This is a genomic window from Hymenobacter lucidus (assembly GCF_020447265.1).
In the GTDB taxonomy this organism is placed as follows: domain Bacteria; phylum Bacteroidota; class Bacteroidia; order Cytophagales; family Hymenobacteraceae; genus Hymenobacter; species Hymenobacter lucidus.
The window spans coordinates 171,484-196,457 of the sequence record NZ_JAJADR010000002.1 but is presented as its reverse complement, the minus strand read 5'-3'; the positions used below and the strand labels follow the sequence as shown (position 1 = coordinate 196,457).

General features: G+C 59.4%; 20 protein-coding genes and 1 other RNA gene. 6 read left to right on the top strand and 15 right to left on the bottom strand.

Going from position 1 to position 24,974, the window contains the following annotated elements; genetic code table 11:
* Window positions 1-15: 15 nt before the first annotated feature.
* Window positions 16-447, bottom strand: coding sequence for a hypothetical protein (locus LGH74_RS07585; protein WP_226174111.1), 432 nt, complete (start codon window positions 445-447; stop codon window positions 16-18).
* Window positions 448-594: 147 nt separating this feature from the next.
* The gene (locus LGH74_RS07580; RefSeq protein WP_226174109.1) at window positions 595-1,368 is read right to left on the bottom strand and encodes an AMP nucleosidase; all 774 of its coding nucleotides are present in this window, start codon (window positions 1,366-1,368) and stop codon (window positions 595-597) included.
* 200 nt (window positions 1,369-1,568) lie between these two features.
* On the opposite strand from LGH74_RS07580, the gene LGH74_RS07575 reads away from it, so the two are divergent.
* The 3 genes from LGH74_RS07575 (at window position 1,569) to LGH74_RS07565 (ending at window position 4,167) form a co-directional block, all read left to right on the top strand.
* Window positions 1,569-2,027, top strand: a complete 459-nt coding sequence (locus tag LGH74_RS07575) for a type I restriction enzyme HsdR N-terminal domain-containing protein (RefSeq protein ID WP_226174107.1) — start codon at window positions 1,569-1,571, stop codon at window positions 2,025-2,027.
* Window positions 2,028-2,234: 207 nt separating this feature from the next.
* Entirely contained in the window at window positions 2,235-3,785 is a 1,551-nt protein-coding gene (locus LGH74_RS07570) for a sensor histidine kinase (protein WP_226174105.1), read from the top strand.
* Entirely contained in the window at window positions 3,766-4,167 is a 402-nt protein-coding gene (locus LGH74_RS07565) for a response regulator (RefSeq protein WP_226174103.1), read from the top strand. Before LGH74_RS07570 ends, LGH74_RS07565 begins: the two co-directional genes overlap by 20 nt.
* 15 nt (window positions 4,168-4,182) lie before the next feature.
* Here LGH74_RS07565 and LGH74_RS07560 read toward each other — a convergent pair whose 3' ends face one another.
* From LGH74_RS07560 to LGH74_RS07545, 4 genes are all read right to left on the bottom strand, one after another.
* Window positions 4,183-6,084: an LTA synthase family protein gene (locus LGH74_RS07560; protein ID WP_226174101.1), complete on the bottom strand. Its 1,902-nt coding sequence runs from the start codon at window positions 6,082-6,084 to the stop codon at window positions 4,183-4,185.
* Window positions 6,085-6,099: 15 nt separating this feature from the next.
* On the bottom strand, window positions 6,100-6,702 hold the full coding sequence (locus tag LGH74_RS07555; protein ID WP_226174099.1) for an SMI1/KNR4 family protein: 603 nt from the start codon (window positions 6,700-6,702) through the stop codon (window positions 6,100-6,102).
* A 67-nt stretch (window positions 6,703-6,769) separates the two neighbouring features.
* Entirely contained in the window at window positions 6,770-7,897 is a 1,128-nt protein-coding gene (gene ald, locus LGH74_RS07550) for an alanine dehydrogenase (protein ID WP_226174097.1), read from the bottom strand.
* 349 nt (window positions 7,898-8,246) lie between these two features.
* Window positions 8,247-9,029: a DUF1573 domain-containing protein gene (locus LGH74_RS07545; protein ID WP_226174095.1), complete on the bottom strand. Its 783-nt coding sequence runs from the start codon at window positions 9,027-9,029 to the stop codon at window positions 8,247-8,249.
* Between the two features lie 215 nt (window positions 9,030-9,244).
* Here LGH74_RS07545 and LGH74_RS07540 point away from each other — a divergent pair, with 215 nt between their 5' ends.
* The gene (locus tag LGH74_RS07540; RefSeq protein WP_226174091.1) at window positions 9,245-11,662 is read left to right on the top strand and encodes an alpha-ketoacid dehydrogenase subunit alpha/beta; all 2,418 of its coding nucleotides are present in this window, start codon (window positions 9,245-9,247) and stop codon (window positions 11,660-11,662) included.
* Between the two features lie 70 nt (window positions 11,663-11,732).
* Here the strand turns inward: LGH74_RS07540 and LGH74_RS07535 are convergent, their stop codons facing one another.
* Window positions 11,733-12,302, bottom strand: a complete 570-nt coding sequence (locus LGH74_RS07535) for a hypothetical protein (RefSeq protein WP_226174089.1) — start codon at window positions 12,300-12,302, stop codon at window positions 11,733-11,735.
* A 121-nt stretch (window positions 12,303-12,423) separates the two neighbouring features.
* Here LGH74_RS07535 and LGH74_RS07530 point away from each other — a divergent pair, with 121 nt between their 5' ends.
* Window positions 12,424-13,431 (top strand): long-chain-fatty-acid--protein ligase, encoded by a 1,008-nt coding sequence (locus tag LGH74_RS07530; RefSeq protein ID WP_226174086.1) that lies wholly within the window; start codon window positions 12,424-12,426, stop codon window positions 13,429-13,431.
* A 170-nt stretch (window positions 13,432-13,601) separates the two neighbouring features.
* Here the strand turns inward: LGH74_RS07530 and LGH74_RS07525 are convergent, their stop codons facing one another.
* Window positions 13,602-14,759 carry a sigma-54-dependent transcriptional regulator gene (locus tag LGH74_RS07525; RefSeq protein WP_226174085.1) on the bottom strand — a complete coding sequence of 386 codons (1,158 nt, stop codon included), beginning with the start codon at window positions 14,757-14,759 and terminating at the stop codon, window positions 13,602-13,604.
* Between the two features lie 421 nt (window positions 14,760-15,180).
* An RNA gene (rnpB, locus tag LGH74_RS07520) (RNase P RNA component class A) lies at window positions 15,181-15,671 on the bottom strand.
* A 435-nt stretch (window positions 15,672-16,106) separates the two neighbouring features.
* Here rnpB and LGH74_RS07510 point away from each other — a divergent pair.
* Entirely contained in the window at window positions 16,107-17,327 is a 1,221-nt protein-coding gene (locus tag LGH74_RS07510) for a S8 family serine peptidase (RefSeq protein ID WP_284439288.1), read from the top strand.
* Window positions 17,328-17,402: 75 nt separating this feature from the next.
* On the opposite strand, the gene LGH74_RS07505 is transcribed toward LGH74_RS07510, so the two are convergent.
* From LGH74_RS07505 to LGH74_RS07480, 6 genes are all read right to left on the bottom strand, one after another.
* Window positions 17,403-18,197, bottom strand: a complete 795-nt coding sequence (locus LGH74_RS07505) for a T9SS type A sorting domain-containing protein (protein WP_226174083.1) — start codon at window positions 18,195-18,197, stop codon at window positions 17,403-17,405.
* 117 nt (window positions 18,198-18,314) lie between these two features.
* A complete protein-coding gene (locus LGH74_RS07500) occupies window positions 18,315-20,180 on the bottom strand; it encodes a M1 family metallopeptidase (protein WP_226174081.1) in 1,866 nt (621 codons plus the stop codon).
* A 225-nt stretch (window positions 20,181-20,405) separates the two neighbouring features.
* Window positions 20,406-21,341 (bottom strand): metallophosphoesterase, encoded by a 936-nt coding sequence (locus tag LGH74_RS07495; RefSeq protein ID WP_226174079.1) that lies wholly within the window; start codon window positions 21,339-21,341, stop codon window positions 20,406-20,408.
* A gap of 208 nt (window positions 21,342-21,549) precedes the next feature.
* Window positions 21,550-22,434 carry an alpha/beta fold hydrolase gene (locus LGH74_RS07490; protein WP_226174077.1) on the bottom strand — a complete coding sequence of 295 codons (885 nt, stop codon included), beginning with the start codon at window positions 22,432-22,434 and terminating at the stop codon, window positions 21,550-21,552.
* A gap of 154 nt (window positions 22,435-22,588) precedes the next feature.
* Complete coding sequence (locus LGH74_RS07485; RefSeq protein WP_226174075.1) at window positions 22,589-23,707, bottom strand: Smr/MutS family protein; 1,119 nt, start codon at window positions 23,705-23,707, stop codon at window positions 22,589-22,591.
* A 256-nt stretch (window positions 23,708-23,963) separates the two neighbouring features.
* Entirely contained in the window at window positions 23,964-24,962 is a 999-nt protein-coding gene (locus tag LGH74_RS07480) for a DUF2279 domain-containing protein (protein ID WP_226174068.1), read from the bottom strand.
* Window positions 24,963-24,974: the final 12 nt, after the last annotated feature.

The window sequence follows — 24,974 nt, the reverse complement described above, 5'->3', positions numbered from 1 at the left end:
TTGCGCCGTGCGTAGTTAGCGCGCCACAGTTTCGAGCTGCTGGCAGTGCTGCAGCCACGCCAGGGCAGGCTCGGGCTCCGTAAACCGCTCGTTGCGGTAGGGACGGCCGTCGTAGTAATGAGCGTCGGGCACGCGGCCATCGGAAAGGTCGCCGGCCAGGTGGTGGGGCAACATCAGAAAGGCCAGGTAGGTAGTGCGCTTCAGACGCGGCTGCACCAGAGGCAGAAACTCGTTCAGGGTCCAGAGAATGTCGGCTGAGTCGATGCCGGCGCGGCGGCGCACATCCAGCAGCCAAAACCGGCAGTCGTGGGCTACGGCCTGCTCGAGCAGGGCGTGGTAGCCCCGGTGCAGCTCAAAGGGCATCACGCCGCGCAGCCAGTTGGCCACGAGTACCTGCCGGTCGGCATCGTAGGTGATTTCCAAATAAGCAGTAGAAAACAAAGACATAAGCAGAACGGCAGAGTGTGGTAGCGAAAGGTCGGAATCCAGGTTTGAGGCCGCAGGATACGAAAAATCCCCGGTACCTTAGGCGGCACCGGGGATTTGTTGCGGAGTTAGTTCCGCCTATAACCACGTATGTAGCAACACCTTTTGCTACTCAAAGCGCATGTGCTTCACCGATTCGCCCGAGTTTTGCAGCTCAATCAGCGAGTCGATGCCAATCTGCAAATGCGAGGTTACGTAGTCGGTGGTTACCTTTTTGTCGCTTTCCGACGTCTTCACGCCCTCGGGCGTCATCGGGTTGTCGCTCACGAGCAGCAGCGCGCCGTGCGGAATCTCATTCACAAAGCCCACCGTGAAAATAGTGGCCGTTTCCATATCCACGGCCATAGCCCGGATCTGGCGCAGGTAGTCCTTGAAGTTCTCGTCGTGCTCCCACACGCGGCGGTTGGTGGTATACACCGTGCCGGTCCAGTAGTCCTTTTCGTGCTTCTTGATCATGCTGCTCACCGCCCGCTGCAGGCGGAAGGAGGGCAGAGCCGGAATTTCGGCCGGCAGGTAGTCATCGGAAGTACCTTCGCCCCGGATGGCGGCAATGGGCAGGATCAGGTCGCCGAGCTTGGTCTTGTTTTTCAGGCCGCCGCACTTGCCCAGAAACAGGGCCGCCTTAGGCTTAATGGCGCCCAGCAAGTCCATCACGGTAGCGGCCATGGGCGAGCCCATGCCGAAGTTGATGATGGTAATGTTGTTGGCCGTAGCCGTTTGCATGGGCTTGTCGATACCCCGGATTTCGACGCCGAACTGCTCGGCGAACATTGTTACGTAGTTGATGAAGTTGGTCAGCAGAATGTACTGGCCAAACTCGTTCAGGGGGACGCCCGTGTAGCGGGGCAGCCAGTTCTCGACAATGTCGGCTTTGGTTTTCATAAGGTGAGTTGGTGAGTTAGTGATTTAGTGAGTAAGTGGTTTGGCGGGGTGTGGAAATAATGGGCTGTGGCACAGCAAGCACACTAAATCACTAAGTCGCTAAATCACCGGGTGGGGTACAAAAAAACCGTCGAACAAGTGTACGACGGTACCCGGATGAAAAGCAGTAGCAGAGGCTCCGGGCCGTACCTTTGTAGGTGATGCAAGAACTGAACCTGCCGCCTTTCGAATACAAAGTTACCCAATCCGGCGAAAATTTGCTAATCTGGGATATCCTGCGCCGCAAACAGGTGGTGCTGACGCCCGAAGAATGGGTGCGCCAGCACGTAGTCCACTATCTGATTGACCATCTGGGCTATCCGAAGGGGCTGCTGAGCCTGGAGCGGGGCCACGCCTACAACCAGCGCCAGAAGCGCACCGACATCTGCGCCTTCGATGCCAGCGGGAAGCCCCTGCTGCTGGTAGAGTGCAAGCGGCCCTCGGTGCCCATTACGGCGGCCACGGCCCACCAGGCTGCTACCTACAACCTGACTATTGGCGCACCTCTGCTGCTGCTTACCAACGGGCTGCAGCACCACTGCTGGCGGGTAAACTTTGCCGAGCGCACCAATGAGCGGCTCAGCCAAATACCGCCTTACGCAGCTTTATTACCCGATTGAGAAGTTTTGTAATGCAGGGTAGACAGTAAAGACAAGCTGGGCTGTGTTTGCTTAATTTATTTAATATATTGTTTTTAAAATGCAATGACTGGCCGTGTCAATTTCCACTTTGGCAGCCAGCAGTTGCCGTGGTAAGCACGATGTGGCCCGGCTGTGTATACCCGGAAAACAGCGCCAACTGAACTCAAAGCTCTCATCTGTATGGGTATGATACCTCCTGATAATTCGTCGGCAGAAGCCACCAAGGCCTGGGTGGAGCGCGAACTGCACCTGCCCGTTATTTTCGACGCTATTGCCGACGTGACGTTTGTGCTCAGCGTAGAATCTGATGGTCGTTACCGGTTCATTTTTGTGAACAAAGCATTTCGCACTACCACGGGGCTGCCGGTGGAAAAAGTGGTAGGCAGCTACGTCCAGGATATTATTCCCGAGCCTTCTCTGAGCTTGGTGCTGCAGAAATACCAGGAAGCAATTAAGACTCGGCAGCGGGTGGCATGGGTAGAGGTTTCAGATTATCCTACCGGCCGGGTGACGGGGGAAGTCAGTGTAATGCCCGTGCTCGACGAGGCTGGCAACTGCCGCCAGCTGGTGGGCGTGGTGCACGACCTGACGGCCCAGAAAAGAGCAGAAGAGGAGCTGCGCATCAGCAACGAGCGATTTCACTACGCCCTGAAAGCCACTACCGACGCCCTCTACGACTGGAATGTAGCAGCCGACACATTGTACTGGGGTGAAGGGTTTGAGGCGCTGTTTGGCCACCGGCTAGAGCAAAACCCCGCGCCCTTTGCCACCTGGGCCGACAATGTACACCCCGACGATAAAGACCACTGCGTGGCGGGCCTGCGGCGGGTGGCCTACGAGTCGCGGGGCTCGTTCTGGCAGGAAGAATACCGCTTCGTGCGGGCTGATGGCTCCAGCGCGGTGGTCTTCGACCGGGGCTACATTCTGCGCGACGCCCAGGGCCAGCCGGTACGTATGATTGGGGCCATGCAGGATATTACGGCTCGCAAAGCTGCCGAGCAGCAGCAGCGGCTACTGGCCGAGCAGCTGGTGCGCCAGAATGCCTACCTACAGCAGTGTGCCTACATCATTTCCCACAATCTAAGGGCCCCACTGGCCAATGCGCTGGGCTTTGCCGATTTGCTGACCCGCGTTGACAAGGAGTCGGAGGTGTTTGCCACGTCGCTCAAAAACCTGCGCACCAGCGTAACTCGTCTTGATGATGTACTAACGGATGTCAACACGATTCTGGCTATCCGCAACCAGCCCGACGATACCCATTCTGAGGCAGTGGCCGTGGCCGAAGTATGTCAGCAGGCGGTGGCCCACGCCCAGCCGGAGTTGACGGCCTGCGGAGGCCAGGTAACATGCGTTATTCCCGCCGGGCTGCGTATTGCCGGTAGTCGGGTGTACCTGCACAGTATCTTCGACAATCTGCTGGCTAACGCCATAAAATACCGCTCAACGGCCCGTACGTTGCGAGTTACTATTACGGCCCAAGCCGACCCGCAGCGGGGCGTTACCATCGTCTTCCGCGACAATGGCTCGGGCTTCGACCAAGAGGGAGCGGGCAAGGATGTCTTTCAGCTATACCGCCGCTTTCACCCCGACCAGCAAGGGCGCGGCATTGGGTTGTTTCTGGTAAAAGCCCACGTAGAATCCATGCACGGGCAGATCAGTGTGCGAAGCCAAGTGGACGAGGGAACCGAATTTATTCTCTATTTTGGTCAACATGCCCATGAAAACCTACCTGATTGACGACGACGACCTCGGGGTGTACCTCACCGAGCAGCTGTTGCGGGCAGAAGGGTTTTCGAATTCCATCTGCACCTTCCAGTCGGCCAAGGAAGCCCTGGAAACCCTGGTCAATGAAAAGGACCGGGAGCTGCCCAGCGTCGTATTTCTGGACCTGAATATGCCCAGCATGAACGGCTGGCAGTTTCTGGATGCGCTGGCTCCATACGAGGATGAGCTGCTGGGCCGCTGCCACATCTACATTCTCACCTCGTCGTTGGCGCTGGCCGATCTGGAGAAATCCAGGGAGTACGACCTGGTTTCGGGACTGATTCACAAGCCCATCGACAGTGAGGAAATCCGGGCCATTCAGTCGCAGATGGTGGATGATATGGCCGACGAGTAGCCATCCTGCTCTGGGCTAATGCTTGTAGAGCGAGTTGTCGAGCAGGCCGTTGGTGAAGAGCTGCAGGCAAGCCTTGAGTTCGTCGCCGTACTGTTTTAGCTTCCGCGGGTCGGGGTTTTTGAGTGGTTCGGCCGGCATGCTGTGCGTCTGGTAGGGGTAGAGCCGCAACTGGTTGGTAGCCGTCAGTTCGGTCACGAAGTCCTGATGCACCAGAAAGTGGGAGTTGTCGCGCAGGAAGATAGCCCGGCCGGTGGTGGTGCTATCGAACACGGAATAGCCGAAGGGCAGCAGTGGCGCATCGGCCGCGAAACCCAGATAATCGACGACGGACGCCGTTACGTCGGCCTGCTGGGTGATGCGGTGCACATCGGCGGCGGGCAGCGCCCGGCCGGGGTGGAAAAGCAGCAGCGGTGTTTTGAAACTGCCCAGCACGTTCTGGTACTCGGGCCGCAGGGTTTGGGAGGTGTGGTCGGCCAGCAGGATAAACAGCGTGCGGCCGTACCAGGGCTGTTTGGCGGCCTCTTTGAAAAACTGGCGTAGCGCGAAGTCGGTATACCCAATAGAGGCGTGAATAGGCAGTTGACCAGGCGCAAATTTACCCTTGTACTTGGCCGGCACCGGAAAGGGCTCGTGCGAAGTGAGGGTGAAGACGGTGGACAGAAACGGCTCCTTCTGCTGGCCTAGCTGGTGGGCAAAATAGCGCAGGTAGGGCTCGTCGAAAATGCCCCAATGCCCGTCGTAGTCCGGGCTTTTGGCGCCGCCGGGGTATTCGTTTAGGCCGTAGTAGCGCTGCATGCCGGCAATACCGCTGAAGGTGTTGAAGCCCATCGTGCCATTTTCCGCGCCGTGAAATACCGATGTGGCGTAGCCGTGGTGGCTTAGTAGCTCACCCAGACCGTGCAGCTCGTCGGTCTGGAAATTGGAGGTGATAAAGGGGCTTTCCATCAGGCCCGGCAGCCCGGCCAACACCGCCGGCAACGACTCGATGGAGCGGCGGCCGTTGGCATAATGGTCGCGGAAGAGCAGCCCCTGCGTGGCCAGCGAATCGAAAAAGGGCGTGTAGCCTTTGCCCCCGTTTTCGATGCCGTTGTACTCCGAGGCAAAGCTCTCAACGAGCAGAATCACCACGTTGTCGCGGGGCGCGCCGGGCCGGGGCGCGGGCTTGTGGATGGCCAGAGCCGTGCGCAGCGCGGCGGGCGAGGTGAAGTAGTGCCGCCGTTCTACCGGCCGGTAACCAAAGCTTTTCTGGAAGGTGAAGGTACTGTTTAGCACCACGTGGCCCAGAATCGGGGGCGTCTGCATAAAGGCGTGACCGGTGCGCAAAGGCTTGAGCTGCAGCCCGCCCCGAATGCCGAGTACCGTGAGAATAGCCAGCCCCACAATTTCCAGCGCGTACCGGGCAAAGCGCCGGATGGTACGCGGCTCTTGGGTGTAATAAGCAGCATCCTGAGCCGTGGGCATGGGGTAGAAATACCACAGCAGCCCAAACAGCACGCCGAAGGGAATCAGCAAAAACCAGTAGTGGCCCACCAGTTGCCCGGCCTGCCGCTCAATGTCGCCGGTGATGGTAAACAGCTCGTCGCTGGTGCGCCGCCCAATGAACTTGAAATACTCGCTGTCGATGATGTTGATAGCCAGCGCCGGGGCATTGAACACGAGGTATACGCCGCGCAGAAACCGTTGCCAGCCTAGACCGAAAGCCGGCACCAACGAGAGCAGCAGGAATAGTACGTTTTGCAGCAGAATGGCCGAGATATCGAAGCGGAAGCCGTGCCCAAACGCCAACACTACCTGCGTGAAATCAGCCTCCTGAAACGCCGCCCGATTGGCCAGGAAAAAACCGGCGCGCAGGCACAGGTAAGCACCCATCAGCAGCAACAGGCGGCGCAGCAGCAAACGCAACAACGGGGGAATCATGCGGGCGAAAAAGCGTTAGTCCTGACTCGGCTTGAGGTGAATGCGCTGCCCGCTGGGCAGGTCCTTGATCTGGCGGTAGAAATCGGCCAGCCACGCCAGCCGCTCGGCCACCGACTGGGGCTTCACGCGCGGCTTCTGGTCGGTAGCGGCAATGCAGAGCGGCGGGTACAAACTTAGCAGCTCGCCGGGCTGCAAGGCCCCGCCCCGCTGCTGAAACCCGCGTAGCGGCTCCATACCCAGCGCATCGAGCGGAAACTTCTCGACCCCAAACAGAAAGTGCTTGAAGTCGACTTCCAGATCAGCTAGCTCACCGGTTTCAGTGTCGAGAAACAGTACCGCGTCGCCGCGCAAGAGGAACTGGTTGCCCACGCAGTCCTGGGCAAAGGGAATATCGGTTTCCTGCACCTCGTCGTAGGTGCGCCAGAAGGCCGCGTCGCCCTGCCAGGCCGCGTGCAAAGAGTGCCAAGCCGGCTCACTCACGCAGCCCCGGATGTGGAGCCCGCCGAAGTAGGCCACCACGCCATTTTGCTCGCGCAAAAACGCCTGTAAATAGGAGGGAAGGCGGGCAAAGCTGACGAGGTCGGTCAGCTCGCCGCCGGTATACAAAATTCCTTTCATGGAGTCCGTTACAAAAAAGCCTTCCCGACGGTCAGGTCGGGAAGGCTTTTTCAACTTGAGAATGAGCTTAAGCGTGGGCCGCTTCCAGCACCGAATCCACGCTTACCAGCGGCAGATTCCAGGCATCGGCTACGCCTTTGTACACTACTTCGCCGTGCACCACGTTCAGGCCGAGGCGCAGGGCCTCGTCGCGGCGGCAGGCTTCCTGCCAGCCCAGGTTGGCCAGCTTCACGGCGTAGGGCAGCGTGGCATTGGTCAGGGCCAGGGTAGAGGTATAAGGCACGGCACCCGGCATGTTGGCCACGCAGTAGTGTACTACGTCGTCGATGATGAAGGTCGGGTTTTCGTGGGTGGTCGGCTTGCAGGTTTCGATGCAGCCACCCTGGTCTACCGCTACGTCCACGACTACCGTGCCGGGGCGCATGGTCTTGAGCATGTCGCGGGTGATGAGGTGGGGCGCTTTGGCACCGGGAATCAGCACGGCGCCCACGATGAGGTCGGCGGTTTTGATGGCTTCGCGGATGTTGTATTCGTTCGAGTACTGCGTTACCACGTTCTTGGGCATGAAGTCGTCGAGCTCACGCAGGCGGTTCAGGCTGATATCCATGATGGTAACCTGGGCACCGAGGCCGGCAGCAATTTTAGCCGCCTGCGTACCAACGATACCGGCGCCGAGCACCAGCACGTGGGCGGGCTTCACGCCGGGCACGCCGCCGAGCAGAATGCCACGGCCTTTCAGTGGCTTCTCCAGGTATTTAGCACCTTCCTGCGGAGCCATGCGGCCGGCCACTTCGCTCATCGGAATGAGCAGGGGCAGGGCGCGCGAGGGCAGCTCCACGGTTTCGTAGGCAAGGCACACAGCCTTGCGCTCAATCATAGCGTGGGTCAGCTCTTCGCCGCTGGCAAAGTGGAAGTAGGTGAAGAGCAGCTGGTTTTCCTTGATGAGGGGATATTCCGAGGCAATCGGCTCCTTCACCTTCACAATCATTTCGGCTTTGGCATACACATCCTCAATGGTAGGGAGGATGGTAGCGCCGGCCTGCTCGTACTCAGCATCAGCGAAACCGCTGCCTTCGCCGGCCGTGGCCTGCACATACACGTCGTGACCGTGCTTGCGGAATTCGGCAATGCCAGCTGGGGTGAGGCCAACGCGGTTTTCGTTGTTTTTGATTTCTTTCGGTACGCCGATGATCATGGCAGAAACTAAGAGGTGGAGGTGGGGAGAGATACTAGCTGAAAACGGCCGCAAAGATACAAAGAGAAGCCGGCTTCGTGGGTGTAAAATGCGGCTATTGACAAGGAAGGTTCCAGCGGGTTGCAGCTATTCTGTTCGCTAAGAGTTTTTCACGCCTGTCAGCCTGAGAGGAAAGGCATAGAGTGAAGGACCTTCCTCATCTGAGTGACAAAGCTTATTAAACACGAAAAAGCCCTTCACCAGCGGCTGGTAAAGGGCTTTCGTATGTTGACAGAAACGTCAGTGGGGTAGGAGAGGAAGTCCTTCGCAAGGGCGTACGCCAGATGAAGAATGACAGACGAAATAGGGCCTATTTAAAAGGAACGGCCACGCCGCTCTCCTTCACCATGCTGGCCGCGTTCAGGTCGCGCACCACATTGGCCGTCAAAGTCAGCTTAGTGTCGCCGTTCAGGTCGTTGGAGCTGATGGTCACCACGTCGCTCATTTTACCCACCTGGCGCTGGGCGTAAATCAGCTCTACCACGCTGCTCTGGCCGGGCTTGATGGGCGTGGGGGTGGCTTTGTAGCCCACGCAGTTGCAGGTCGAGGATAGCATACCCAGCACCAGATCCTGCTTGCCGGTATTCTTCACCGTGAAGCGCACCACCGGCTGCTGGCCGGCTTCCATCTTGCCGAAGTCGTGGCTGGTGCGGTCCAGCACCACGCGGGGCGACTGGGCCAGCTGGGCCGGCGTCAGCGTCGACTTCACTTCATCCTTGTTCAGCACATTGCCCTTGATGGTGAGTACCGCGCTGGGCGTGGTGGCATTGCTGGTTACCGTCACGGTTTTGTTGAAAATACCGGGGCGGCCCGAGCTGCTGTACATGGCCTTAATGATGCCGTTCTTGCCGGGCATTACTGGGGTTTTGGTCCAGTCGGGGGTGGTGCAGCCGCAGCTGGCCTGCACGTTGGCAATGATGATGGGCTGGTTGCCAGTGTTCTTGAACTTGAACTCGTGCGTGGCCATGGTGCCCTCGGCCACGTTGCCGAAGTCGTGGAGCTCTTTCTCGAACGTCATGACGCCCTGGGCGCGCGCGCCGAGCTGCGCTAAGCCCAGCACGAGGGCCAGGAAAAGGGAGGCAAGGTTTTTCATAAGCGGTAGATAAGGAATTAGCAAGACACAAACAGACAGCCCCACAGGCGCCTGCAACCCAAAGATAGACAAAAACCTGCCCCATCCGTACCCGTGCGGGAAACCCGCTTCGTGAAAGCTGCCGCCCAAATCCGTACTTTTGGGCGCTGCTTCGGTAGTCACCCGTTCCCACCCCGCTTTTTTGCCCTATACTTCCCGCCTACTTTCCCGTTGATATGCCCACTGCTGAACCTCTCGTAGCGGCTGCTGCCGCCCTTAGCAAAGAAGAATTGCTCCGCGACTACCGGCTGGGCTGGGAAAGCCGGCAGGCCTCCCTGGCCGGCCGTAAGGAAGTATTCATGGGCAAGGCCAAATTCGGCATTTTCGGCGACGGCAAAGAGCTGCCCCAGCTGGCCATGGCCCGCGCCTTCCAGCCCGGCGACTTCCGCGCCGGCTACTACCGCGACCAGACGTTCATGTTTGCTGCCGGTGAGCTGACCCTGCAGCAGTACTTTGCCCAGCTCTACGCCAACCCCGACGTGGAAGCGGAGCCCGCCACCGCCGGCCGCGCCATGAACGGCCACTTCGCCACCCGTTTGCTGGACGAAGACGGCAACTTCAAAAACCTGGCGGAGCTGAAAAACTCCTCGGCCGACGTCTCGCCGACGGCGGCCCAGATGCCCCGCCTAGTAGGCCTGGCCTACGCCTCCAAGCTCTACCGCCAAAACCCTGAGCTGCACGAATTGACGCAGTTTTCGGTGAATGGTAACGAAGTGGCTTTCGGTACTATCGGCAACGCCAGCACCTCGGAAGGCATGTTCTTTGAGGCCATCAACGCCGCCGGCGTGCTCCAGATTCCGATGCTGGTGAGCGTGTGGGACGACCACTACGGCATTTCGGTACCCGCCGAGTACCAAACCACCAAGCAAAGCATCAGCGAGATTCTGGCCGGCTTCCAGCGCAACGCGCCGGGCGAGCAGGGCTTCGAGATTTTCGTGGTCAAAGGCTGGGACTACCCGGCTTTGGTTGATACCTACCTGCGGGCCGCCGAGGTGTGCCGCCGCGAGCATGTGCCGGTGCTCATTCACGTGACCGAAGTTACCCAGCCCCAGGGCCATTCCACTTCCGGCTCTCACGAGCGCTACAAGAGCAAGGAGCGCCTGGGCTGGGAAGAAGAGCACGACTGCCTGCGCAAGATGCGCGAGTGGCTGCTGGCCGAGGGACACGCCACCGCCGAGGAGCTCGACCAGATTGAGAACGAAACCAAGGATGTGGTGAAAAAGGCCCGCGTGGCCGCCTGGGATTCGTTCTTCAACCCCATCAAGCAGGAGCGCGACGAAGCCGTGGCGCTGCTGGAAAAGCTGGTGGCCGAAACCGGCAAGGAAAACAGCCTCCACGACATGGTGGAGCAGCTGCGCCACAACCCGACGCCCATCCGGGCCGACATCGTGCGCACCGTGCGCCGGGCTCTGCGCTTCGTGCGCGACCTGCGCCGCAGCAGTGCCCGTCAGGAGTTAAAGGACTACCTGGAGCAGGCCCTGGCCGAAAACGCCGACCGCTACAACTCCTACCTCTACAGCCAGAGCGAGCAGGCGGCCTTGAATATTGAAGTGGTGCCCGCTAAGTTTGCGGCCGATGCGCCCCAGGTCGACGGGCGGGAAGTACTGCAGGCCTGCTTTGAGGCCAACTTCCGCCGCGACCCGGCTATCTTCGCCATTGGCGAGGACGTGGGCAAAATCGGGGACGTGAACCAGGCCTTTGCCGGCTTGCAGGACAAGTTTGGCGAGCTGCGCGTCACGGATACCGGTATCCGGGAATGCACCATTATCGGGCAGGGCATTGGGGCGGCGCTGCGCGGCCTGCGGCCCATCACCGAAATTCAGTACCTCGACTACCTGCTCTACGCCATCCAGATCTTGAGCGACGACGTGGCCTGCCTGCAATACCGCACCAAGGGCGGGCAGAAAGCCCCGCTTATCGTGCGCACCCGCGGCCACCGGCTCGAAGGCGTGTGGCACTCGGGCTCACCCATCGGCATGATTCTGGGCAGCATCCGGGGTATGCACGTGCTGGTACCGCGCGACATGACGCAGGCGGCCGGCTTCTACAACACGCTGCTGCGCTCCGACGAGCCTGCGCTGGTCATTGAGTGCCTGAACGGCTACCGCCTCAAGGAGCGGATTCCGCAGAACGTGGGCGAGTTTACCGTACCGTTGGGCATGCCCGAAATCTTGCAGAAAGGTGACGATGTTACGATTGTTACTTACGGCTCGATGTGCCGCATTGTGCAGGACGCGGCCCGGCAGTTGGCCGAAGTAGGTATTTCGGTGGAGGTAATCGACGTGCAGTCGTTGCTGCCCTTCGACATCGAGCACATCATTGCCGACAGCCTGCGCAAAACCAACCGCGTACTGTTTGCCGACGAAGACGTGCCCGGCGGAGCTACAGCTTACATGCTGCAGCATGTGCTGGATGAGCAACAGGCCTACCGCTTCCTCGATTCGCAGCCCCGCTGCCTGGCCGCCCAGCCCCACCGCCCGCCCTACGGCTCCGACGGCGACTACTTCAGCAAGCCCAACGCCGAAGACGTGTTCGACGCCGTGTATGAGCTCATGAACGAGGCCGACCCCAAGCGCTTCCCGGCCATTTATTAAGGCTGCAAAAGCAAAAGCCGGCCGGATGCTGCTGCATCCGGCCGGCTTTTGTATAACCTGGCTCCCGCACTTAGCGCGGCTTTACAATGTAGCTGGCCGTGGTAATTTTGTTGCTCTCGTTCAGGGCCCGGTCCATGATGCTGACCTCAAAACGGACTTCATCACCCGGGCGGAAGGGGCTGCCCAGGAAGAAAGGCGTGGTCAGCGTGAGGGTGCCTTTTAGCGGACCTGGTTTGGCATCGGCGCTAAACAGCGGGGGGAAACGGCTGTTATACTCGCTCGTGCTACCTGTGGCTACGGCTTGAAACGCACCATTGGGGTCAGTGCGTTTATAAGGCGTGATGAAGTAGTTGTGCGTGTTGCGGTTGTAAGAGCCGTCTGGATTAGTTGGCTGATAAGGCGCGTCCTTATCACCGTTTATCGAAAGGCCTAGGTCACCGTCGCCATCGGTAAAGTTAATCGTGAGCCGCACGGTATCGACGGGGGTGTAGCCGGTGCCGAAGTCGTAGCGGTCCACCACGATTTCCTTGAACTCGATGCGGGGTGAGGTGGGATATTCCGGGGCCTCCAGGCAGGAAGTCAGCAGCCCACTCAGGCCCAGCAGAGCCGCGGCAGTGCCAATTTTCAGAGTACGAAACATGGTCATAGAATGCAGCAATAGAGGTCGTAAACGGGGGGCGCACCCAGGATCGGAAGGTACAACTTCTCAACGAAGAGCTGCCGCATTTGTTATACTAATTCGCTAACCACGCTGCCTGCCAATGAGTTTCCGCGACGCGTTTCTATCCGAGCTTTCCACCGTTTCTGCTGCCACGTTTGAGGCGTTGGCCTTGCGCCTGTTCCGGCACCAGGCCTGGCACTGCCCGCCCTACCGCGCGTGGCTGCACCACCTGGGCCGCCAGCCCGAGACCATCAGCCGGCTCACCGATATTCCGTTTCTGCCCATCGAGTTCTTCAAAACCCACGAGGTGCGTACCGAACCCGCGGATTGGGAGTCGCAGGAAGTGTTTCTGAGCAGCGGCACCACTCAGCAGCAGCGCAGCCGCCACCTCGTGCGCGACCCACAGCTCTACCGCCGCAACGCGGCCCGCATCTTCGAGCAGGTATATGGTAGTCCGCTCACGAGCTGGACGTTTCTGGCGCTATTGCCCTCGTACCTGGAGCAGGGGCAGTCGTCGTTGGTAGCTATGGTCGATTATTTTGCCCAGGAGTCGGGGCAAAGCCAGCCCGCCTTTTTCCTCCACGACCACGCCGCGCTGCTGCGCGCTCTGGCCGAGGCTAAGCAGGATACGACGCGCCGCGTGATGCTTATCGGGGTTTCCTATGCGCTGCTCGACTTAGCGGCTGAATATGGCCCCGCCCCGGAGCTACAAGACCTCACCGTGCTCGAAACCGGGGGCATGAAGGGGCGCCGCCGCGAAATGATTCGGGAAGAGCTGCACGCTGAGCTACAGCAGGCATTCGGCCCCGACGGCATTCATTCCGAATACGGCATGACTGAGCTGCTCTCCCAGGCTTACAGCCTTGGCAACGGCCGTTTCCACTGCCCCGCGCCGCTGCGCATCCTGCTGCGCGACCCCGCCGACCCGTTTGCCGTTTCTACTACCCGCCCCGACGGCGCCATCAACGTCATCGACTTAGCCAATATCGATTCCTGCGCCTTTATCGAAACCAAAGACCTGGCCCGGCAATACCCTGACGGCTCATTTGAGGTGCTGGGCCGCATGGACAACTCGGATGTGCGCGGGTGTAATCAGATGGCCGGATAGAAAACGTCTGTCTTTGCGAGGCGCGAAGCCATCCGTCCGCTGAAATGTACTCAGCGTCCTAAAGTGGAAAGCCCTTTCCCGCACGAGCAGGAAAGGGCTTTCTGGTAAAAGAGTGTGACTACCTCCGCAGAGGACTGATGGCCACGGCTGCACCTCGCAACGACAGGCACTTACTTGCCGGCAAATGCTTTGGCATCGGCTTCCGTAATGGTGTCGTCGCTCATGATAATGAGGCGCTCTACCACGTTGCGCAGCTCGCGGATGTTGCCGCGCCAGTCGAGGCCTTTAAGGTACTCCAGGGCCTTGGCGTCGATGTTCTTGGGTTTGTCGCCGTAGTCGCGGGCAATATCCTGGAGGAAACGCTGCACCAGGTCGCCGATGTCGTCGCGCCGGTCGTTGAGGGCCGGTACTTTAATCAGGATAACGGAGAGGCGGTGGTAGAGGTCTTCCCGGAAGTTACGCTCGGCTATTTCCTGCTGCAGGTCCTTGTTGGTGGCGGCAATGACGCGCACGTTCACCGAAATTTCCTTCTCGCCGCCCACCCGGGTAATCTTGCTTTCCTGCAAAGCCCGCAGCACCTTGGCCTGGGCCGAGAGGCTCATATCCCCGATTTCGTCCAGAAACAGCGTGCCGCCGTCGGCCTGCTCAAACTTGCCGATGCGTTGCTTCACGGCCGACGTGAACGAGCCTTTCTCGTGCCCAAACAGCTCCGATTCGATCAGCTCGGAGGGAATGGCGGCGCAGTTGACCTCAATCAGGGGGCCGTTGGCGCGGTTGCTGAGCTCGTGCAGGTTGCGGGCTACCATTTCCTTGCCCGCCCCATTAGGGCCCGTAATAAGTACGCGGGCGTCGGTGGGGGCTACTTTGGCAATCTGCTTGCGCACGGCTTCGAGCTCGGCCGAGGAGCCAATCATTTCCGAGCTTTTAGCAATCTTCTTCTTGAGCGTCTTGGTCTCAGTCACGAGCTTGGTGCGGTCCAGGGCGTTGCGCACCGTTACGAGCAGGCGGTTCAGGTCCGGTGGCTTCTGGATGAAGTCAAAGGCGCCCTTCTTGGTGGCGTCCACGGCCGTATCGATGTTGCCGTGGGCCGATACCATGATGAAGGCGGCATCCGGGGCCGCAATCTGGGCCCGCTCCAGCACCTCGATGCCGTCCATCTTGGGCATCTTGATGTCGCAGAGTACCACGTCATACTTGTTCTTGATGAGCATATCGAGGCCGGTGGGGCCGTCCTCGGCCTGGTCGACGGTGTAGCTCTCGTATTCCAGAATCTCCTTTAGAGTATTCCGGATGGCCTTTTCGTCGTCAATAATCAGGATTCTGGGCATAGGGTTGCAAAAGGTATGGGGAGCGAATGTAACGAAAAGAGTGAGCCGGGCAGTGTACACCTACGCGAAAAACCAGGGCAAGGCGCACAGGGGGCCTTCGAAACGCTAGGGCCGCAAGTGCCGGTAGGCCCCGGCAGTAGGAAGTGGCACTGCCGCAAATACGTACAAGCAACTTCCGGCGGAATGTGCCCTGCCACAAGTGAGTTTGCTCTACTACCAATAGGAAGTAGCTTGTACGCAACTACGTATGCTCAACTTCCTATTTGAATGCGCCTGTACACGAATGCGTAAGAGCAACTTCCCATCGGAAATTGCCCCTACGTATTCGCGGCAGCGCGACTTCCCCTGGAAACTTGCTGCCGGCGCGGAAGCTAAACGCAAAACGGCCGCCGCACCCGAAGCTGCGGCGGCCGTTTGTAGAGCCGGTGATGAGTCTGTAAGCCGGGTTTTGTCCGCCCCTGCAAGCAGAAGCGGCCCCACCATTTATCTAGGCCAGTCCTCGCGGAAAGGCTCCATCAACCTACCCGCTGGCGCCGGACGAGCCGCCCGGTGCAAGGCCTTGCGGCCCTGCGTACCAGCTTATTTGGTCTTTCAACCCCTGAGGTTTACCCAGCCGGCATGGTTGCCCAGCCGCTGGTGCGCTCTTACCGCACCTTTTCACCCTTACCAGATGTGATTTAGTGAATTGGTGATTTAGTGAATTTTCTGTTCGGCTTGCGCCAATTGAACGACAACTCACTGATTCGCTAAATCACTAACTCACCGCCTGGCGGTATTTTTCTGTGGCACTGGCTGTCCTGGTTTACTTTACGCTTACCAGTCCTTCCCGTTAGGAAGCAGGGTGCTCTGCGTTGCCCGGACTTTCCTCGTCGCCGGAGTTGCCCCCTTTGCCGCGGTGGGGCGACCCATCACTGGGGCAAAGGTACGCCGACGAATCGGAAAGTGCGGCGCCGGAGCAGAATAGGTTGGCAAGGGGGTGCGCACCCAGGAAAGCAGGTAGCCTGATTGAAAGTATTTGAGGTTGGGTAGGAATATGCGGCAGCACGATGAATGATCTTAATATATGACTTTAATTATTAACAAGATCTTATTCAAACATAAGTAACACTTTGAGATTGTGAGCTAAAGGCCGTAAATGCTGGTCTAAATGTTAGGTAAAAGAGTGTTTTGTTGTCATAATATCAACCAACAAATGAATTCTTTGTGACTACAGCTGGTTTGCCCCGTACACAGCACTAGTACCAGTATCGGTGAGTAAATATAATTTACGCGGGTTGGCTCCTGTAGCCGGCCCGGATTCGGTGCGGTGCTGTCGGTTCTTTTCTCTTCCACCTTTACCCCAGTAGAATGCAGAAGAAACAACACAATGCTCGGTTTGCCTGGTTATTGAGTGCCTCGGCAATTGCGGCCAGCACGATGTTCACCGCTTGCTCCGAAGAGAGCGTGCAACCGTCTGACCCAGGAGTAGCCCAAGCTAGTAATGAAGCGAAATCGGATGAAGGCGTTATACCGGGGCAGTACATCGTCGTGCTGAAGGATGGGGCAGTTGAAACCAGCACCGGCGACTCCTACACCGAAAAAGTAAAGAAGGTAAAAGAAGTGGGCCAGGGCATTCTGAAGTCGCGCGGGGCGCGGGCTGAAGCCCTGGGCTTTGCCTACGGCCATACCCTGAAAGGCTTCTCAGCCGCCCTGAGTGCCGCTGAGGCCAGTGCGCTACGCGCCGATGCCCGGGTAGCGTACGTAGAGCAGGACCGCGTTATTTCGCTGGGCAAGCCCTCAGGCGGCGGCTCTACCCAACCCGGCCAGGTTACGCCCTACGGCATTGCCCGGGTAGGCACGGGTGACGGCACCGGCAAAACGGCTTGGATTATCGACACCGGCATCGACCTGACCCACCCCGACCTGAACGTGGACGCCACCCGCAGCAAGTCGTTCCTGACCAGCGGCGCCGATTACCTCTCGCCCAACGATGGCAACGGCCACGGCACGCACGTAGCCGGTACCATTGCGGCCATCAACAATTCTATTGGCGTAGTGGGGGTAGCTGCCAATGCCACCGTGGTGGCAGTGCGCGTGCTGAATTCACGGGGCAGCGGCTCCAACTCGGGCGTAATTGCCGGCGTCGATTATGTGGGTGCCACCGGTAAGGCTGGTGACGTGGCCAACATGAGCTTGGGCGGCGGTATTTCGCAGGCCCTGGATGACGCCGTGCTGCGGGCCTCCTCGGGCGGGGTGCTCTTCGCCCTAGCCGCCGGCAACGAAACCGACGATGCCAACAACCACTCGCCGGCCCGCGTGAATGGCCCGAACATCTTCACCATCTCGGCCATGAATAACACTGATTCGTGGGCTTCCTTTTCCAACTACGGCACACCGGTAGACTACTGCATGCCCGGTGTCAACATTCAGTCGACCTGGATGAGCGGGGGCTACAACACCATCAGCGGTACTTCCATGGCCACGCCCCACATGGCGGGCGTATTGCTGCTGCGCGGCAAGAGCTTCACGACCAGCGGCACCGTCAAAAATGACCCGGATGGCAATCCTGACCTGATTGCTCATTTGTAAGCGGAATGCTTGAGGTACAGTAAAAAGGCCCACCTGCTAGCAGGTGGGCCTTTTTACTGTACCTCAGCCGGTAGTCTATGGCTGCACCAACAGGCGGGCCGTCTGGGCCGGGTGGGTGGCACTGGTTACGCGCACTACGTAAGTGCCGGCCGGCAAATCCTGCACTGAAATAGCAGTACGGGCGGTTTGCGCAGGAATAGTCCGCATAAGTTGGCCGCTGGCATTATAGACGGACACCGTGCGGGGCGCAGCCGTGGTAAAGGTCAGCGTAGTGATGGTAGCTGCCGGGTTGGGGTGCAGGCTTAATTGGTCTGCCGGCGCAACGGTAACCGCAGCCGCCAAGCCCGGCGGAGCCGTAGTTATGCGGTAGCGCGGAAAACTATCCAACTCGGCGAGGTAAAACCGGCGCAGGAGCCGGGCATCAAAGCGCAGCCGGATACTGTCGTCGCTGAGGCTGCGGTAGCGCGCCAGATCTGCAAAGTTGCCGTGCTGCACCAGTGTCGATAAGTCTTCCATCTGCTTATAGCCGGTAGCCAAGCCCTGCACTTGGTTTCGGTGCACACGGAAGGCATGCACCCAGCACCCCGATTTAAGGTCTTCGACGGCATAATACAGGCCGCGCCGGTAGAAGATGCGCGCATCAAGCAGTACCGTGCTGTCGTCGGTATTAGTAATAAGGGTGGAGCCGCTGGCTGGGTCAGACTGCAACCGTAACTGCAGCGTGTCTCTGGCTACAAGAGTGAGTTCATGCCCCAGTTCTTTGGCTAGATTTACGGGCCGGACAATGGAAAACGTATCGAAGCGGGCAGCCGGACCATCGCAGCTGCTGAGTAGGAAGCCAAAACCAAGGAAGAGCAGCAGGTAGCGCATAGCAGCAGGCATTAATACCTTTCTGTATCCGGGGATGGGCTGAATGGTAACCCAGACTATGAGAAGGCTACTGCAAAAGCGCTGTGTGGGGCAAAACCGAACAGGGCTTTGCCCAGCTTACTTGGCTTCCCACACGTTGTTCTTCTTGTCGTTATCGGGCGTGTAGGTGTGGCCCAGCACCACTTTCTTTACTGCTTTGCCACCGGTCAGCGGCACGGTTACGGTTTTGCTGCCGTCCTGCCACACGGCAATGGTGCGGTGCAGTTTCTGGGTGGAGTTGTCGGCGAAGGTGACCAGCAAATCGACAGGCATGGGCTTGGTGCCTTTGGCTTCCACGATGATGCCCTGCGGCGTCACGCTCTGGATGGCCTGGTCGGGGTAGCCGTTGTCGAAAAACCAGCGCTGCCAGAACCAGTTCAAGTTTTGGCCCGCGCCTTCGTTCATCGAGTTGAAGAAGTCGTAGGGCATCGGGTGCTTGCCGTTCCAGTTGCGGATGTAGGTGTGCAGGGCCTTGGTAAACAGCTCGTCGCCCAGCAGGTCGCGTACGTAGTAGTAGCCCATGGCGGGCTTGGGGTAGGAATTGAGGAAGAAGGGCGTGCCGTTTTGCTGGGTGGTAAGCGTGATGATGGGCAGGTCGTTTTCCGAATCGGCGGCGCGGGCGTAGGGTTCTACGCCGTACTCATCCACTAGCTTGGGCTCGATGATGTTGCTGATGATCCACTCGCCGATGGTGGCCCAGCCCTCGTCCATCCAGGCGTACTTGGTTTCGTTGATGCCCATGTAGAAGGGGAACATCGTGTGGAAAATCTCGTGGTCGGTGAGGGTAATGGCGTCCTCGCGGGTTTCGACGGGGTTGTCATTCACCATCATTGGGTACTCCATTTGGTCGAGACCGTCGAAAATCGTTTCGTGGGCGTAGGGAAAGGGCCATTTCGGAAACGAGTAGCTCATGGCTTCCACCGTGCGCCGCGCGAAGTGAACCACCTCTTTGTAGTCCTTGTGCTTGGTGTTGTAGACGGCATCCACGCGGGTGCGGCGCTTGGTGGCCGGGTCTACCACGAGGCTGGTGCTTTGCCACACGTAGTGGTCGGCGGTGGCGAATACGAAGTCCGTCACGTTGCGGGCCTCAAACTGCCAAGTGTTCCGGTCGTTGGCGGCCGTAATGTCGCCGCGCTTCAGGTCATTTTCGTCGATGATGCTGACCACGGCGTCCTTCTGCTCGGCGTCGGCGAGGCGCTTGGCGTACTTTTTCGTGAAAACTTTATCCGCATTCTTTAAATCACCGGTGGCCCACACTACAAAGTTGCGCGGCACGGTGATAGAAGCCTTGAAGTTGCAGAAGTCGTTGTAGAACTCCTGGCTACCGTTGTAAGCAAAGCGGTTCCAGCCGTCGATGTCGTCGTAGACGGCAATGCGGGGGAAGAAGTAAGCCACAAAAGCCGCGCCTTCCTCGATTTCACCGGTCCGCATGTGCGAGCCTTTGTTGAGGGTGTAGGAATAGGTAGCCACCACCCGGGCCGTTTGCCGGGGACCAATACCCTTCACCGGCACCGACATATTGGTGGCCGTGATGCGCAGCTTGCTTACATCCAGGGCCTGCCCGTCGATGCTCAGCGCCGAAATCTTTACGCCCTCGTTGATATCCTCGGGCTTGAAGTTGGCGCTACGCTCGGCACCTTTCTGGTAGAGGTTGGGGTAGAGCTTAAACCAGAGCTGGCGCAGCGAATCGGGGCTGTTGTTGGTATAGCTAATGCTGACGGTGCCAGCTACCAGGCGGGTTTTAGGTTCGAAGCTGACGTTGATATCGTAGTCGGCCGTGTTCTGCCAGTAGTTGGGGCCAGGCTGGCCGTTCTGGGCGCGGGTACCCTGCGCGTAGGTCTTTTGCAGGTTCAGCGGAATTGGCAGGGGCTGCTGGGCCAGGGCCACGGTACACAGCAGAAACAGGCAGGCCGTGGCCAGCAGTTGAGGAAACTTGGGGCGCATAGGAAAGCAGAGGATTTCTGCAAAGTAACAAGGATAGCGGCGAGGCTGCGTGCGTGCCCGACAAAGGCCGTGCTTTGTGGCCAACGCCGCTGGCGGGCGGTGGCTGGTAAGCAGTGGAACAGGCCGTAAAAACCTGTAACAATTTAGGCTGAAACAAAAAGAAATTGTTACGGCCTGAATTGTTACAGACTTAGGGGAACCAGGAGGGTAGATGCTTACTTCGGGCTAACTATTGGCAACAAGCTCGCCGGCTACTACCAGGTTTTCAGCCTTTAATACTTTTTCGCCGCTCCAGCGGTAGGCCACTAGCTCGCCGCCCCGGGCCACACTATAATCGAGGCACACAGCATGGGGGCGCAGAATCTGGGGGGTGCCGCGCAGCCAGTAGTGGCCGAAAAAGACCGGCGTTTCCTCGGCGTAGTGGTAGGCATCGGGTAGGGCGGCATGGTCCACGGGGTGGGGGTCGAGGGCCGGAATGCTTTCCAGGTAATAGTCGGCGTAGGTGCAGCTCTGGGGGTTGCACCACCAGCGCACCCGCATTTTGTTCCGCTCGTTCTGGTCTTTGTCGTGGAAGCTCAGGCCGGGCGGCAGCGTGATTTCCTTGCCTTTCAGGGTTTCCTCGATGGCGTGGTACTCGGGCGTGCTGCGGTCGGTGGCGCGCAGCAGCACGGCGTCGGTAAGGCAGCCGTTCACCAGCACACTGCTCAGAAAATCGATGTGGCGCGGGTCCCAGCAGGCGTGGACTACGCGCAGGTCGACCAGATCCAGAAACAGCGGCAGGGTCTTAAACCACTGAATATAGTCGTGCCACTCGGCGAATAACTCGCGGCCGTTGAATTCCTCAATAGTGCGCAGATGCTGCAGAATATTGCGCGGCATGTGGGGCCGCAGGTGGCCCCCCTGGGGATGCTTTTCATAGAAGGCAATGGCGTTATACTCGTGGTTGCCCATCACGGCCCGAGCCGCGCCGCCGTCTACCATTGCCCGCACGATTTGCAGCGTTTCCCGGATTTTAGGGCCGCGGTCCACAAAGTCGCCCACGAAGATAACCTGGCGGGCAGGGTGGCGGTACACGCCGTTGTGCGGGGCGTAGCCGAGCTTGGCCAGCAGTTGACACAGCTCGTCGGCATGGCCGTGAATGTCACCGATAAGGTCGTACATGATGCAGTGGAATGCGTAAAAAATTGGCTGTCATCCTGAGCTTGCGAAGGACCTTCCTCACCATAGTGACAAGCGTGATTCAACGCGAAAAGCCCTCGGCCGCTTCACGATAAAGAACTTGACTATGTTGGCACAAGCTGCAGTGAGTAGGTGGGAGGAAGGTCCTTCGCAGGCTCAGGATGACAGTTTAAATAACGACGAAGTTTTGCTACACTTCCGCCCGTACCTGCTCCAGAATCTTGCGCCAGTACTTCAGATACAGCATATGGCCTTCGCCGGGCAGCATGTGCAGCGTGGCGTGGGGCAGGCGAGAGGCCAGGTATTTAATGGGGGCCGGGTGCCAGATAAAATCGTCGGTGCCGTGCCAGATGGTAGTGGGGGTGGTGATGGCGGCCAGCCGGAACTGCGGGGGGCGGCACAGGGCCTGGCCGTCGTAGTACACGCCCTGGCCCCGGTGGCTAAAGCCGTGCTGGGCCGCGTCGCGCAGCACGATGCGCGAGACGGGGTTGTTGGCTTCTTCCTGTTCGGCGGGGCCCAGCATGTTCATGAACTTGTCGATCATGCGGTCCGGCTCCAGGGTCCATTGCCGGCTGAGGCGGCGGGCCAGGGGCTGGGCCAGCCAGGCGCCGTAGTCGTTGAGAAACTTAATGGTTTTCCAGCGCGGCGGCAGGGCTTTGTAGGTTTCGGGCTCACCCAGCGGCAGGCAGGTATTGAGCAGATGCAGAGCTGCCACCCGAGCCGGATACAGCGCCGCGTGGGCCTGGGCATACAGCCCGCCCGCCGACCAGCCCAGCACGACCATCGGCGCCGTTACCTGTAGCGCATCGAGGGCAAAAACCACATCCGCCGCAAACGACTCCAGGGTCATGGCTCGGTGCACGTCGGAGCGGCCCACGCCGGGCCGGTTGGGAGCCAGAATCTGCAGGCCCAACTGCTGGAGCAGCTCCGCATTGGGCGGAATGCTCAGGCCCGACGAGGCATAGCCGTGGTGGAATACCGCCGCCGGATGCGTCGGGTCGCCGTACCGCAGCAGCTCCAATTGGCGCTGGTCGGGCAGGGCAACGAGGACGGATTGGGCAAAAACGGCGGGCATAATAGGCTACTTGAAAAGCAAAAAAACGTCTGTCATCCTAAGCTTGGGAAGGACCTTATCACGTTAGCACGACCATCGTTGTTACGACTCGCTCTTACCCAATAAGGTCCTTCGCTGGGCTCAGGATGACAGACGAAAAGAAGAAGGACTATGTTTACTTCAGCCGAACCAGCGTGGCGCCGTAGCCGAACTTCTCCTTCTGCGAGTCTTCGAAAAACTTGATGTCCTTGTTGCGGCTCAGCAGCTTGTGCAGCTCTTTGCGCAGCGTGCCGTTACCGGAGCCGTGGATGTAGATGATTTCGTGCATGTTGGTAGCCAAGGCGCGACTCAGCGTGTCTTCGAAGGCTTCGAGCTGCAGCTTCAGAATGGCCGTGTTGCTCAGAGCTGGCTCGGCTTTGGCCGCTTCGGGGTCCAGAGCTTCCAGGTGCAGGTCTACCTCGTGGGGTGGGGCCACCAGGGCTTTAGCGGGCTCGGGCGCCGGGGCCACGGCGGCGGGCTTGGCAGGCGCGTTGCCGCTGAGTTGCTGTTGCAGGGTTTCGGCCAGCTTCTCGGGGGCCACGGCTACCGGCACGGGGGGCTTTTCGTCGAGCTGAAACAGGTAGGCTTCGCGCTGCAGTACCGGCACGTTGGCCTGGCGGCTGGTGTAGAAGCTATTGGCCTTGAACTGCACGCGCTTGGTGAGCAGCTCATAGGCGGTGGTATCGTTCAGCAAATGGGGCAGCAGCTGCACAACCGGCGCAGGCCACTTGTCGAAATCCTTCAGGTGCCAGTGGCCCAGGGCCGCACTCACCGATTTAGCCTTGAGTTTGTCGGCGTAGAGGGCCCGGTACTGGCCCGCCAGCTCTTCGCCGTAGGTAAAGAGTACGTCGCGCTCGGTGTGGTTGATGATGTGCAGGGCCAGCAGCTCCGGCGACTGGTGCGTAAGGGCCAGATACAGGCCTTTTTGTACCGGCGGGGTTTTGGGCGTAGGCGGCGCTTCGGGGCCTACCACTTTCTTGGCCGGGGCGGCCGGAGTGGTTACGCCGGCCGCTTTAGCGGCGCGGGCGGCCTGCACCGCGCCGTTGGCAGCCATCTTTTTTTCGGCGGCTACGGCACTGGCACTCAGGCCAAAGGTTTTGGTTTCTTCGGCGGCTACCACTACCACTTCGCGGCGCAGTACCGGAATGGTGAAGTCATTATCGATGGCCACTTCCACGAGGTCGTTATCAAGCAGGCGGGTGATGATGCCTTCTTCACGGCCGGTCAGTAAACGGACCCGGTCTCCTACGTTCATATTGCAAAGGTTAAGTGCTGGTTGTTGGTGCGGGCCGAATGCGCAAACATTCGGCCGGAGCGAGGCTGCAAGGTACGCAGAATCGGCCCCGCCACCTTTTACGGCAGTTGGCAGCAGCGAGGCAGGAGAAAGTTTGGTTGAAAATTCGCGCCATTGGCAGAACTATACGCAAAGCCCGAAACTGTCTTAACAACCAACAACCAACAACCAACAACCAACAACCAACAACCAACAACCAACAACCAACAACCAACAACTAATAATACAGCCCGTGCAGCACCAGACCGCGCCGGGAGTTGTATTCCAACGCCGGGGCGGGCAAATGGAAAATGCTGGCTACGTAGAACACCCGTTTCAGCAGCTTGCTGTGCGTGGGAATGCGGCGCAGGTTCACGTCCAGACTCAGGTAGTATTGCCGGTAGGCGCGCAGGCCCAGGACGGCGTTGGCGTCGGGGTCGTTGAATACCATTTGCTGCGCTCCGTAGCCCACGGCCGGCTGCAGCCACTTCGGCCACCGGCTTTCGGGTTTGAGCCAGGCGGCCAGGTCGGCGCAGAGCCAGTAAGTCTGGCCGTTATAATCCTTCAAATGCTGCTCGGCCAGAGACTTGCCCAGCACGTTGGGCCGCATTTTGGCGTAGGAAGTGGTATGGAACGAGTATTTGGGCATCAGCCGCACCTCCTGCCAGGCCAGCTGCTGCCCGATAAGCGCGGCCGAGCCCAGAAAGTTGGCTGCCAAATCGGTGGCCGAAGCGCCGTAGGCCGGGTCGCGGCCATCGAGCAGCTCGATGGGGCTTTGCAGCAGGAAGCCCACAAAACCGCCGTACCAGGTGGCGGTGCGGTCGGGCACCCGCGCCCAGCGCAGCATATCCACCGCGCCCCGGCTTTCGTGAAACGCGCCCCAGAAATGGCCCACTTTGTCCATCTGTTTCCACTCCTGTAGGTCGTTGAACCAGTGGAAGTCGCTGCGCGGACCCGTGTACCAGCCCTGGTCGAGCAGATACAGCAGCCCGGTGTAGGTAACGGCCAGCCCACCGGCCAGAATTGGCAGGCGGCGCGGGCTCCAGCCCGAATCGGGCGGGGCGGCAGCGGGCAAAGACGCGGGACGGGGCAGAGGTGTAGTGAGAACTACCGTATCCGCTGGGACCGGAGCGGCCGGCTGCTGCGCCTGGCTTACCGGCGCGGCGCTTAGCAGCAGGCCGCCGATGAGCAACCAAAAGCGGAAAAAAGCAGCAAACGAACGGGTAGAATCACGCATTAAGCAAGGCAG

What these genes read in the sequence shown, in the direction of transcription:
- LGH74_RS07485 (WP_226174075.1), bottom strand. Translation starts at nt 23,707, where the DNA reads ATGAACGTAGGAGACCGGGTCCGTTTACTGACCGGCCGTGAAGAAGGC.
- LGH74_RS07535 (WP_226174089.1), bottom strand. Translation starts at nt 12,302, where the DNA reads ATGTTTCGTACTCTGAAAATTGGCACTGCCGCGGCTCTGCTGGGCCTG.
- LGH74_RS07575 (WP_226174107.1), top strand. Translation starts at nt 1,569, where the DNA reads ATGCAAGAACTGAACCTGCCGCCTTTCGAATACAAAGTTACCCAATCC.
- LGH74_RS07530 (WP_226174086.1), top strand. Translation starts at nt 12,424, where the DNA reads ATGAGTTTCCGCGACGCGTTTCTATCCGAGCTTTCCACCGTTTCTGCT.
- LGH74_RS07545 (WP_226174095.1), bottom strand. Translation starts at nt 9,029, where the DNA reads ATGAAAAACCTTGCCTCCCTTTTCCTGGCCCTCGTGCTGGGCTTAGCG.
- LGH74_RS07585 (WP_226174111.1), bottom strand. Translation starts at nt 447, where the DNA reads ATGTCTTTGTTTTCTACTGCTTATTTGGAAATCACCTACGATGCCGAC.
- LGH74_RS07510 (WP_284439288.1), top strand. Translation starts at nt 16,107, where the DNA reads ATGCAGAAGAAACAACACAATGCTCGGTTTGCCTGGTTATTGAGTGCC.
- LGH74_RS07500 (WP_226174081.1), bottom strand. Translation starts at nt 20,180, where the DNA reads ATGCGCCCCAAGTTTCCTCAACTGCTGGCCACGGCCTGCCTGTTTCTG.
- LGH74_RS07490 (WP_226174077.1), bottom strand. Translation starts at nt 22,434, where the DNA reads ATGCCCGCCGTTTTTGCCCAATCCGTCCTCGTTGCCCTGCCCGACCAG.
- LGH74_RS07560 (WP_226174101.1), bottom strand. Translation starts at nt 6,084, where the DNA reads ATGATTCCCCCGTTGTTGCGTTTGCTGCTGCGCCGCCTGTTGCTGCTG.
- LGH74_RS07580 (WP_226174109.1), bottom strand. Translation starts at nt 1,368, where the DNA reads ATGAAAACCAAAGCCGACATTGTCGAGAACTGGCTGCCCCGCTACACG.
- ald (WP_226174097.1), bottom strand. Translation starts at nt 7,897, where the DNA reads ATGATCATCGGCGTACCGAAAGAAATCAAAAACAACGAAAACCGCGTT.
- LGH74_RS07525 (WP_226174085.1), bottom strand. Translation starts at nt 14,759, where the DNA reads ATGCCCAGAATCCTGATTATTGACGACGAAAAGGCCATCCGGAATACT.
- LGH74_RS07555 (WP_226174099.1), bottom strand. Translation starts at nt 6,702, where the DNA reads ATGAAAGGAATTTTGTATACCGGCGGCGAGCTGACCGACCTCGTCAGC.
- LGH74_RS07480 (WP_226174068.1), bottom strand. Translation starts at nt 24,962, where the DNA reads ATGCGTGATTCTACCCGTTCGTTTGCTGCTTTTTTCCGCTTTTGGTTG.
- LGH74_RS07565 (WP_226174103.1), top strand. Translation starts at nt 3,766, where the DNA reads ATGAAAACCTACCTGATTGACGACGACGACCTCGGGGTGTACCTCACC.
- LGH74_RS07505 (WP_226174083.1), bottom strand. Translation starts at nt 18,197, where the DNA reads ATGCGCTACCTGCTGCTCTTCCTTGGTTTTGGCTTCCTACTCAGCAGC.
- LGH74_RS07540 (WP_226174091.1), top strand. Translation starts at nt 9,245, where the DNA reads ATGCCCACTGCTGAACCTCTCGTAGCGGCTGCTGCCGCCCTTAGCAAA.
- LGH74_RS07570 (WP_226174105.1), top strand. Translation starts at nt 2,235, where the DNA reads ATGATACCTCCTGATAATTCGTCGGCAGAAGCCACCAAGGCCTGGGTG.
- LGH74_RS07495 (WP_226174079.1), bottom strand. Translation starts at nt 21,341, where the DNA reads ATGTACGACCTTATCGGTGACATTCACGGCCATGCCGACGAGCTGTGT.